The organism is Bartonella sp. CM86QHHN (assembly GCF_042194695.1).
Classification (GTDB): Bacteria; Pseudomonadota; Alphaproteobacteria; order Rhizobiales; family Rhizobiaceae; genus Bartonella.
On sequence record NZ_JBHIND010000025.1, the window covers coordinates 1 to 10,973 of the forward strand.

General features: G+C 41.6%; 5 protein-coding genes and 5 pseudogenes. 3 read left to right on the forward strand and 7 right to left on the reverse strand.

Annotated features, from left to right (window positions below; all coding sequences use genetic code 11):
- The 7 genes and pseudogenes from ACFIKX_RS02620 to ACFIKX_RS02650 form a co-directional block, all read right to left on the reverse strand.
- Positions 1-1,381 (reverse strand): annotated as a pseudogene (locus ACFIKX_RS02620) (DEAD/DEAH box helicase family protein); the annotation flags it as partial.
- 557 nt (positions 1,382-1,938) lie between these two features.
- A pseudogene (locus ACFIKX_RS02625) lies at positions 1,939-2,913 on the reverse strand (DUF3987 domain-containing protein); the annotation flags it as partial.
- 181 nt (positions 2,914-3,094) lie between these two features.
- A complete protein-coding gene (locus tag ACFIKX_RS02630) occupies positions 3,095-3,367 on the reverse strand; it encodes a type II toxin-antitoxin system RelE/ParE family toxin (protein ID WP_375610964.1) in 273 nt (90 codons plus the stop codon).
- Positions 3,364-3,654 (reverse strand): CopG family ribbon-helix-helix protein, encoded by a 291-nt coding sequence (locus ACFIKX_RS02635; protein WP_375612607.1) that lies wholly within the window; start codon positions 3,652-3,654, stop codon positions 3,364-3,366. Before ACFIKX_RS02635 ends, ACFIKX_RS02630 begins: the two co-directional genes overlap by 4 nt.
- 111 nt (positions 3,655-3,765) lie before the next feature.
- Positions 3,766-4,452 (reverse strand): annotated as a pseudogene (locus ACFIKX_RS02640) (virulence-associated protein E); the annotation flags it as partial.
- A 98-nt stretch (positions 4,453-4,550) separates the two neighbouring features.
- Positions 4,551-4,750, reverse strand: a pseudogene (locus ACFIKX_RS02645) (helix-turn-helix transcriptional regulator).
- A 207-nt stretch (positions 4,751-4,957) separates the two neighbouring features.
- Positions 4,958-6,124 (reverse strand): tyrosine-type recombinase/integrase, encoded by a 1,167-nt coding sequence (locus ACFIKX_RS02650; RefSeq protein WP_375612608.1) that lies wholly within the window; start codon positions 6,122-6,124, stop codon positions 4,958-4,960.
- Positions 6,125-6,301: 177 nt separating this feature from the next.
- Between ACFIKX_RS02650 and ACFIKX_RS02655 the strand changes: the two are divergent.
- From ACFIKX_RS02655 to ACFIKX_RS02665, 3 genes and pseudogenes are all read left to right on the forward strand, one after another.
- Positions 6,302-6,499 (forward strand): annotated as a pseudogene (locus ACFIKX_RS02655) (phage tail protein); the annotation flags it as partial.
- A 9-nt stretch (positions 6,500-6,508) separates the two neighbouring features.
- Positions 6,509-6,742 carry a hypothetical protein gene (locus ACFIKX_RS02660; RefSeq protein WP_375628400.1) on the forward strand — a complete coding sequence of 78 codons (234 nt, stop codon included), beginning with the start codon at positions 6,509-6,511 and terminating at the stop codon, positions 6,740-6,742.
- Positions 6,743-7,975: 1,233 nt separating this feature from the next.
- A complete protein-coding gene (locus tag ACFIKX_RS02665; RefSeq protein WP_375661198.1) occupies positions 7,976-10,876 on the forward strand; it encodes a hypothetical protein in 2,901 nt (966 codons plus the stop codon).
- Positions 10,877-10,973: the final 97 nt, after the last annotated feature.

A 10,973-nucleotide genomic window follows, 5' to 3' on the forward strand; every position in this document is an offset into this window, starting at 1 on the left:
AATAATTTTTGCCGCATCATCTAAATCAATTTCACGGTTTTCATTGGCAATAATCTCCTGTATGGCTGGTGTGATATAGGTATTCATTAATACCCAAGACCACAATCTTGTAAGGAGTTAAAAGTTCATTATCGACAGCTTCCGCGAAGGTATAATGATGAAGTTGTTTGCCATAAAGGGTTTCATCGTCCATAGATGCCAAAACAGCATTGATCTCATCCGCCCGCCTTTTAGCAGTGTCACTAAAGATACGCGGCGTTGCTGTCATATACAGACGTTTTTTGCCCCGAATGATGCTGTTATCGTGAACCTTGATAAATTCAGATTCATTGTCTTCAGTTCCCAATGAAGCCCCAGTTGTTCTATGGGCTTCATCACAGATGATCAGATCAAATTCGGGTAAACCATGGTCTTTTTGGGCATCCGAAATCACTTGAATTGAATGATAAGTTGAAAAGACCACGGTCATTGCATCTGCTAGGGATTCACAAGCTTCTTTAGCAAGGGCTTGAGCATCCGTGGTAGCAGGGAGAACAAGATCTGATGTTTCCATGCCAACAATATCATCTTGGTTTTTACGGCGCTTGCCTACTTTTGTATCCGAACACACCGCAAAGGAACGCAACGGGATTTGTGCATCGGCTGTCCATTCACGGATTGTTTGCGAGACTAAAGCCAGAGAAGGTACCAGAAACAAAACACGCTTGCCTTTCCCAGCAAGGGTTTCTGCTATCTTCAAACTGGTGAAAGTCTTCCCCGTACCACATGCCATAATCAGCTTGCCACGGTCTGCTTCTTGTAAACCTTCACAGACTTTCTTGATGGCTTCTTCTTGATGGGGACGAGGCTCTTTTGTTGATTTCAGAACAACTTCTTTTTTCGTTGCAAATATTTGCCAGTCTATACGACTGTTTTCCATATGACGAAGGTCAATACGATAAACGGGTATCGCTTGTCCTTTAATCATGGCATTCACATTGTCACTTAATTCCACTTCTGTGCTGTCAACGAGAAGTCGATATTTAAAGATGTCTTTTCCAGAGGCAGCGATAAAGCTATCAATATCTTTTTTACTGATCTGATGGTCAGCTTTATAAAACTTACATTGAATAGCCACATATCCCTCTTGATGACGAAGCTTTGCCACCAGATCAATGCCGATATCATTTTTATTCCAACCTTCACGCTCTTTAGCCCATTCATAATAGCTCTCAACTTTTTCATATCGCCCATAGTGGAGAGGGTCATACATAAGATATTTTGTCACAAAATCTTCAAACACTTTCCCCCGTAGAGCATTTGATGTTGCCTGTTCACGATAGGATTGTAAAAGGGAGCGTAAAGTGAATTGTTCATTATCATACTTAATAGATTGAAGCATATTGTAATAAAAATCCCTTGCCTTATGAGATGATTAATATTCATTAAAAGAATCAAAACGAATTCAATTAAATGCATTTAAAGCAAATAACGATAAAAATGGGAAAAAACTGCTAAAAAAGCGGATAATTTTTTTTCAAAATGGGTCTTTAAGGCTGCTTATCAACAGCCCATGACATGGAATAAGATCAGCAAAGTAGTGAAATTTGCTATTCATTTCACGTATTCATCAAGATAAATGTACTACGTTCTTTAAAATATCAGAATGAGTATTTTGATAGGTTTTGTCTGTTTTTAACCCCCCCAAAACACCTACAAAACCCTCTTAGATATATATTAAAAATTGTATTTATGTGTTATGTTTAATATAGGTTGTTTATTTAAAAGATTAACTTATTGAAATATAATAACTTTTATTTTGGATTAAAAAATATATATAAAGGGGGGGGGTAAAAAGACCCCCCAAAACCCCCATACCCCCCCCAAAACTAATGATGGGAAGTGCTTTAAAGGTTCACTGTTATATTGTTTAATGTTTTATAAGATTTCCAAATTGCCTCAGTGAGATGTCTTATGACTTTTCACTAAAGGGTGCCATTCATAACGTATGGTAGGTCGACCGCCTTGGGAGTTATTCTCTCCAGAGATTTCACGAATATAGTTACAACGACATAAAAGCTCTAAAGCTTGCTTAACGGTTTGATTGTCTGTTAAATATTTCCAATCACGTTTATAAACATCCCTTGCTGTAAAAACATCGGGTAAACAATCACAACGCTCGACAATTAATTTTGCACGCTCTGCTGTTAATGTATCCCCCGCCGCATAAAGTCTTTTGGCATGACTTAACAGATAACTTGTCCAACGCAACGCTGTTGTGATGGCATAGAGTCCAATTTCTAAACCACCACTGTCAAGAAGTTCAAAAATCAACGCAAGACTTGCTATGGTCTTTGGCATTTTTAAAAGATGCGATTGTAAGCTTTCTGAGTAACTACCTCCTTTTGCCTCTTTATGAAGATGCTCGAACCATTCATAAAACTTCACTTGTGCTTTAGGAGAAAAACGCATAATCAGTGGTTGTTCGGGAGAACCTAAGCGTTTATCACGAAAAGAGCGAAATACCCCTTCATACTTTTGCCAGACCTCTTGATTGGGCGGTTTATCAACCAATTGCCACTCTTTATTGTCATCGGGCCAGACAATCATTTGAAAGCGTTGCAATAAACCGTCATCGTTTATTCCACGGTGTATGGCTTGAATGAGCGGAATAATGCGTGAAGGTTGAATGCCTCCAATCATGGATAAAGTGACATAAGGGATAAAAATGGTTCCACGCTCTATACGGTCATAAGTAAATTGATCATCGCCATTAAAAGCTGTTAAATAAAAGGCGCGGTCTGATTGATATTCCTTTCTTTCTAGATTGGCTAAAAAGCCAGCCAATTCATCACGCACCATTAAGAGACCACGGGGGTTTTCTTTTAAGAGTTCCCCAAGCTTTTCAACGGTCACATCATTGACGATAAAACGTCATTTACCAAGAGTATCATCATTATTTTTACGAGTAGAAACTAAGCGGTGTGCAAAGTGCATTATGCAATCATATTCGCAATATTATAAAAATAGTAATCTATCATTACTTACTGATACGGAGCGCAGTATTGTAGAAAATAATTTTCTTCAATTAGCAAATAAATAAAAATACAGTTGATTAAGGAAATTTTTTCTTTGTATGGAGCACACGTAAAATACGCACAACGCCATTTGAAATATCATAAATCATGATATAATTTGGATGTACAATAAGTTCACGTGTATTTACAATTCGTCCTAAACGACCAAGGGTAGGAAATTTAACAAGTTTTTCTACTTTTTCAGATAAAAGTTGATCAAACTTTAAGGCAGCGGAAGGATTATCTTGTGATATGTATTCACGTATCTTTTTGCGGTCAACGTGTGCTACTTGTGTCCAAATTAGCTTCATAAAGTTGATCTATCGAGTTTACTTTGTGTTTTTAGGCGCCATTCCTTTGCTTCTGCTTCGATTTCTTCAGAAGATATTATATCACCTGCATTAGCAGAGTTTATCCCTAATTGAACTTGTTCCCGAAACCATAAATCGTATGCACTTTTTTCTTTTTGTTCTTTTACGATATCGCGCATATAATCGCGCAATAATTGTGCACCAGATCTATCACACGCCTTTGCTGCTTTGGAAAATTCATTTTTTAATACATCATCGACGCGAAAGGTAAATGTTGTCTCAGCCATTTTACGACCACTTAATGTGTTACAAAGTAGTTCTAATGTAATGTATTTTTACTGTTTCTTCAATAGGTACTATTAGAATAGATATTTTATATCTATTTTGCATTTTCATAGGGTTGAAAGAGAAGCCCATAAATTAACGGGCTCTGATAACAACCCAGACAGCAGAGACAGCCCCGTTTCAATGCCTTCACAAATAACCAGATGTTTTGGATTGGCTTGGCTTAAATGCACCCCACCACCCGTTACAGATCCCAACATGGCTTTTGCTGGTTTCTGATCTGTTTTGCAGCCATTGTCTTTTAAAAAGGTTCTATGAATGGCAAAGGAACCAGCCCCCTTAACAAGAGCAACCAACGCGGGCAATGTACCCCCAGAGGGGTGTAGACATTTGTCGTAAAAGCGTAAATCTGTAGGCAAATCACATGTAATATCCCGCATACGTAAATAGGTTTCTGCTAAAGTATTTTTGATTGGTTGGCTTTGTTGCCAAATTGCTTTTGCTCTCTCTGCTTTCTGTTTTGCTCGTTTGAGATCAGCACAAATCTGTTTTGATAAAGAAAGAGCGTGATCATAAGCTTGTTTTCCAAGCAATCCAATTCTAATAAGCGCTTGTATGATCTCTCTAAAAGAGCAGCCAGCATAACAAGTGAGTAAAAGACGCCCATCATTTCCATTAGAAATAGATAAACTAGGCAGCCTATCATCATGAGCAGGGCAACGGGCTGTTCCATAACGCCCATGCCAAACCCCGCGCAAGGCACGTGTGATACCTTGCGCATTCTTAAAAGAACACATCATTGTAAATCCTAGAACGTTACGTCACAGGACGGATTGTGCTATCTCTAGGGTGATGAGTTTGAGAAAGCCTTGTCCGTCCTTACGTGACAAGGTTTTTTTTATGCCGCGTCGTTATAACGTTGCTGTTTTGCTTGCTCGATTACATTCAAAAGATCCGATTGTAACCAACGGGATAAAAAACCAAATTTTAAAGGTTTTGGGAGAGAGCCATTGGTCACATGACGGCGGAAGTTGAGACACTCATATGAAGCAATTTTGCACTTTCACGGTCTGTTAAAAGAATATCATTTTCTGTCATTCTAAAATCCTTTCACTATAAAAATGGTAACAAATCATAACTATTTATTAACCACATTTTGGTTCATTTAGAAAGATGTTTTATTTATATAAAACAATATTTTATCATACAATTTCTGATGTGATACGTTATGAGTCTTATTGAGAGAGAATGAGAGAAAAGAGAGCTAAAGTTATCCACAGATAATGGGGTTATTCACCCCATATCTTAAGATTGACCCGTGACATAAGCCGCCCATTTATCCATATAAACGCGGCGCTGTTCTAAATAGTCAGTCCGACGATAGGCACGCTCTACTTTACCCCCTACTGTATGACTTAGAATGGTTTCAGCGACCTCATAGGGAGCATCGGTTGTTTCAGCAAGCCAATTGCGTAAACTAGAGCGAAAACCATGCGGGCAGGCTTCAAGTTTATTGTCTCTCATATATTTTGCCATACAATTCTCAGCAAGGGGAGCACGACCGGAAAAAGACAGAATGAAATTACTTTTGGAAATACAACGGGCTTGTTTAATCACTTTTAGCGCTTCAGATGATAGAGGTACGCGAAATTCTGTTGTAGCGTCACGCAAACCTTTCATATTCTCAGCAGGAATAGTCCATACATCATCTTCAATCTGATCTTCACGAATATGACGCAAAGGGTTGGTACGAACGCCTGTCAGGATAAGCAAGCGCAAAGCCAGTTGTGTTATGTTTTGTGTTTTACAGAGTAACTGATAAAAGGCGGGAACATCTTTCCAATCCATTGCAGGTCTATTAGTGGTTTTATGACGTTGTTTACCTAAGAGCGCGCGTGCTTTTTCTGTTGCTTGTAAATCAACATCTAACCCTAATGCAGCCGCATGTTTGAGACAAAGATTAAGACGATTTAGTGCTTTCTCTGCTGTTGCAGCTTTTGTATGCCAGATAGGAGCAAGGGTATTGCGTATCTCTGTTTGTGTAATCTCTGAAACGGGCAGACAGCCCAATTTAGGGAGAATATGAAGGCGTAATGGTAAAAACCAATCACAAGCTTTACCATCTCTTTTTAATTCAGCTTTACGGCTTTCAAAAGCATCTAAAGCAATGTTTTTTAAATAATGAAGATTACGCATTGCCTCACGCTTTTGTTTATCGCGTTCTTTAATGGGGTCACGACCCTCATGTAAAACAGCACGCCATTGGTTTGCCAATTCACGGGCTTTTTTTAAAGAGACATGTCTTAAGGCGCCCAAGCCCATTTCACGGCGCCGACCGTGAATGGTATAACGATAAAGCCATTGAGCACCACCATCTTTACGCTTATGGAGGATCAAGCCGGCACCATCATTATATTTGCCAGCTCCCAATGTTGCGACAGCCCTTGCGTTAAGACGATTCATAAGAACCATTTTCATTCCTTTCTTATACAGTTTTACCCACACGCCAGCCCCGCTTATGCCGTGCAAGCAAATGGGTTTGTTTGATTCAATATAAACAGACTTGAAATGAGAGAATCTTACGTTATTCGAGACTCTCATTCAACATACAAAACAGTGAATTATCATTATAAATCAGTGTGTTGTAGGTTTACAGAAAAAGACAAGCCACCGCGTTTACCTTGGTTTATCAGGAGCCCCTTTGCTAATTTTTTATATTATTCAACGCCTATAACAGAAGGTCTGAATGACAGAGAGCATCATGAACATCATCTCATGGCAGAGAGGGTTGGTGGTGTTGAAACGCGCCCCGTTAATGTGAGTGTAATTTATGGGATCAAGACATGAGGAGTTGAAATGTCATTAAAACCGTTTGCGATATCAGAGATTAGCGACCCGTCTCAAGTACGGGTCGTTTTGTATTCTGGGGGAGGTTTTGTACATGCGCCGCTTACTGGCGTTTTTGATTTACTGAAAGCAGCATTGAAAACAGAGCTTGATGGATCTGTGAAAGATTTAGAGAAGCGCTTAGAGACCTTAAGAGAAGAGCTTGAAGATTTGAAAGAGTGTTCATTGGATGAAGCCCTCTGAATGAAGGAATAAAGCAGATGAAGATACCCGATCATGAACATGAATATTTGATACCTGTTGCAACGAAAGAGGAAATCAGAGAAGGGACTTCGCAAGACAGCGTTGTTGTTCCGAAGCTTTTAGGGACGGCATCTTTGTATTCGTATGAAACCTTTGCGCCGTTAGAGCAGGTTGTTAATGCAAGACAAGAAGCAGAAAAAGCCATGGCGCGTGCGAATGGTGCGCAACAGGTTGCAGAAGAATCGAAGAGGGTGTCGGAACAAGCGCTTAGCGAAGTGACGAAAACAGTTCAAACAGCGACAACAGCGCTTACGACGTCTCATGAAGCGAAGGAAGAAGCTAAAGCAGCGACGACAACGGCTAGCCTTGCGAAAGAGACAGCGGATACAGCCAATGGCTTAGCAGAAGAAGCCAAGAATACTTCTGATGCAGCGAAGCGCATGGCAGAAGAGACAAAAGGAGCAGTCGATAGAGCCTCAGGGGAAATCAATAGTGCGAAAGGTTCCCTTTCTACGGCATTACAACGTTTTGAAGAGGTCAAACAGAGCAGTGAGAATGCTGTTAATTTATCGACCGAAGCCAAGAGGTTAGCCGATGAATCGAAGACCATTGCAACGCGTGCAGAACAAACAGCAAGAGAAGCTTCACAAACAGCAACAGAGACGACGCAAGTAGCAGCGACGGCGGTAGCAACGTGTCATGAAGTTAAGACTGTAGCCATGCAAGCAAGTCTAAAGGCAGATGGAGCCAAACAGGCAGCCGATGATGCCAAGGATATTGCAGAACAAGCAAAAGAGTTATCAGAAGGTGCGACATCTTCTGTTACAGAACTCACAAAAACAGCCTCACAAGTACAAGCGGGAGTAGAGACAGCATTAACAGCTTCAAGAGAAGCCAAATCACAATCANTCAAAAGAGTTATCAGAAGGTGCGACATCTTCTGTTAGAGAACTCACAAAAACAGCCTCACAAGTACAAGCGGGAGTAGAGACAGCATTAACAGCTTCAAGAGAAGCCAAATCACAATCAGAGGCAGCTGTAAGCACGTCAGAAGAGGCGAAAGGTTTAGCGGAAAAAGCGAATACGGCATCTACAGAGGCGCAAAAGGCATCAGAACAGGCATTAAGAGAAGCGACTTCTGCGAAAACAACAGCGGGCGGGGCATCTAGTATAGCCAATGATGCGAAAGGGATTGCTGAGGCAGCTAAAACATTATCAGAAGAAGCAAAACGGTTGGCAGCAGCATCACAGGAGACAGCAGAAACAGCAAAGGCTAAAGCCGAAAGTGTAGAGGCAGTTGCGAATGAAGCAAAATCTACAGCGACTACAGCATTAACAGAAGCAAGAGAAGCTAAGAGTACGGCATCTGAGGCGAAGGGTTTGGCGGAGGAAGCGAAAAGCGCCGTTGATAAGGCGACAGCGAAAGTAGAGCAAGCTGTAAAAGAGGCTAGCGATGCGAAATCTAAAGCAGAAAATTTAGAGACTGTTGCGACTGAAGCGAAATCCACGAGTGAACAAGCAAGTCAAACCGCCTCTAGTGCAAAAAGCTTATCAGAAGAAGCAAAAGAAGAAGCAAGGAGCGCCAAAGCGACAGCCTTAGAAGCCAAAAGTGCGTTGGATAGTGCACAGACGAAAGCCGAGCAAGCGCAACAGAGTGCAACAGAAGCAACACGAATAGCCAACGAAGCGAAGGTAGCAGCAGAAGCATCGGTGCGTTCAGGAGAAACGGCAGGTGAAGCGAGTGTGGAGGCGTTGAAGGGTATAGCTACAGCAGCAAAGAGTAAAGCGGAAGCAGCAGAGAAGGTAGCAGAAGAAACGAAAGGTGCTTTGGATGGTCTAAAACAAGTAGCAGGTAGTGCGAAGTCTATAGCCGAAGAGGCAAAGAAGGTAGCTGATGGTGCACAAAAGAAGGCATCACAGGTAGAGACAGTAGCGGGTGAAGCTGAAAAGATAGCAAAAGAAGCCAAACAGACAGCAGGTTATGCTAACCATGAGGCGGCACAAGCGCGCAGTGAGGTAGAAAAGGCAAAAAGTACAGCTCATGAAGGATGGAGTAATGCCAATAAAGCGCAGGAAGTAGCAGGTGACGCTAAGACTATAGCAAGTTTAGCGCGGATGTATTCAGACGAAGCCAAGAAAAAAGCCGAAGCAGCAGACAACAAAGCTCATGAAGCGTGGAGTAATTCCCACAGCGCGAATGAAACAGCGAAGGACGCCAAGGTTATAGCAAGATTAGCGGAAACAGCAGGTGAAGAAGCCAAGAAAATAGCGGAGAAAGCCAATAACTACGCGTATGAAGCTAAGGGTGAAGTAGAGAAAGCCAAGGAAATAGCTAATAGTGCAAAATATACAGCAGAACAAGCACAGAAAGCGGCAGAAACAGCGGGTAAAAAAGCCGCGTCTTTAGAAGCAGCCGCAGAAGAAGCACAAAAAATAGCAAAAGAAGCCAAACAGACAGCAGGTTATGCTAACCATGATGCGGAGCAAGCGCGTAGTGAGGTGGAAAAAGTAAAAAGCACAGCGAATGAAGCGTGGAGTAAAGCTTACGACGCGAATGAAGCAGCCAATAACGCTAAGACTATAGCAAGATTAGCAGAAATGGCAGGTGAAGAAGCCAAGAAAATAGCAGAGAAAGCCGATGACCGAGCGTATGAAGCCAAGAATGAAGTAGAAAAAGCCAAGGAAATAGCGAGTAATGCAAAATATATAGCAGGAGAGGCGCAGAGGGCAGCCGAAACAGCGGGTAAGAAAGCCGCGTCTTTAGAAGAAGAAGCGGAAGAGGCACAAAAAATAGCCAAGGAAGCCAAGGAGTCTGCTGGTTATGCAAGACATGATGCGACGCAAGCGCGTAGTGAGGTGGAAAATGCAAAAAGCACAGCGAATGCAGCGTGGAATAAAGCCCACAAAGCGAATGAAACAGCAGATAGTGCTAAGCTTACAGCAAGTTTAGCAGAAACGGCAGGCGAAGAAGCCAAGAAAAAAGCCGAGTCGGCAGATTCACAAGCCTATCAAGCCAAGAGCGAAGCCGAAAAAGCCAAGGAAGTAGCCGATAGAGCGAAAAGGACAGCAGAAGAAGCCAAAAAAACAGCCGATACGACGAAACAAGAGCTTGGAGGTATCAAGAGTTCCCTAGCAACGGCAACAACAGCCCATACAGTAGCTTCACAGGCAAAAGCGCTAGCGGAAGAGGTAAACAATTTACTGAAACAGTCCAATTTAACGGTTCTTTCAATTTCCACACCGTTTCTTGTAGCGACAGGCAAAGCGCAATTAACCTTGAAAAAAGGAACACGCATAACTTTGGCATTAGGCAATGATATTTTAGTTGCAAGTTATACGGTAGATACAAGAATAAGCGTTCCTTCTCTTTCGGCGGGTAAGGATTATTATGTTTATTTGGTTTCTGATGGAGGACAGTCTCATAAATTTGTTTTATCAGAAAACTCTACGTATCCAAGGGATTACACAGTGAGTAATTCGCGAAAGATAGGAGGGTTTCATACGCTTTGTGCGGATGTTGGTACGATTTCTGGTCACCCCTTGTCTGGTTATAGGGCAGGGGATATTTTACCCAATTCAGTTTGGTGTTTAAATCACCGCCCTTATAGTTCACCAGAGGGAATGGTCTACGACCCCTCTACAGATCTTTGGGTTGATATTTATCTTCAATCAGGGACGGGTGAAAATACGAAATCAATGTATCGTACCAATATAACAACAAACCGTAATTATACCGAACATGTAACAGATATGGCGCGTGTTAAAAAATCTTTACTGAGTGATGAAGCGTTTGCTTCTGCTATGTATGGAAGCAATGAAAAGACACATATTGTTGGCAAGAAAGAACCAACCTCTAAGGTTTCAGGTGGATATAAGGATACGGCGAATCGTCGAATGATCTCGCATATCGGTTGTGAGGATGGTTGCGGTTATGTTTGGCAATTTTTATCGGGCACGTTTCCTATACCCATAAGCCGTACGCAAAATACGTTTGAAATGAGAGCATTGTTAGGGGGTGGTAGCTGGAGTAATACAACGGATAATGGGCGTTTTACTCGAGCCGCCATGATCGTCAATGGTGGAAATGAACAAGTTGCGGCGCGTGGATGTAGCCATACGCGTCATTTTGTTTAGGAGGGAGAGATGATAGAATATCCAGAACATTTAAATAGCAAAGAAGATTATCTGAACATGCTTTCTTTTGACAAAGTTGAAACAGTAAGAAGGCTAG

What these genes read in the sequence shown, in the direction of transcription:
- ACFIKX_RS02650 (WP_375612608.1), bottom strand. Translation starts at nt 6,124, where the DNA reads ATGGTTCTTATGAATCGTCTTAACGCAAGGGCTGTCGCAACATTGGGA.
- ACFIKX_RS02630 (WP_375610964.1), bottom strand. Translation starts at nt 3,367, where the DNA reads ATGAAGCTAATTTGGACACAAGTAGCACACGTTGACCGCAAAAAGATA.
- ACFIKX_RS02635 (WP_375612607.1), bottom strand. Translation starts at nt 3,654, where the DNA reads ATGGCTGAGACAACATTTACCTTTCGCGTCGATGATGTATTAAAAAAT.
- ACFIKX_RS02660 (WP_375628400.1), top strand. Translation starts at nt 6,509, where the DNA reads ATGTCATTAAAACCGTTTGCGATATCAGAGATTAGCGACCCGTCTCAA.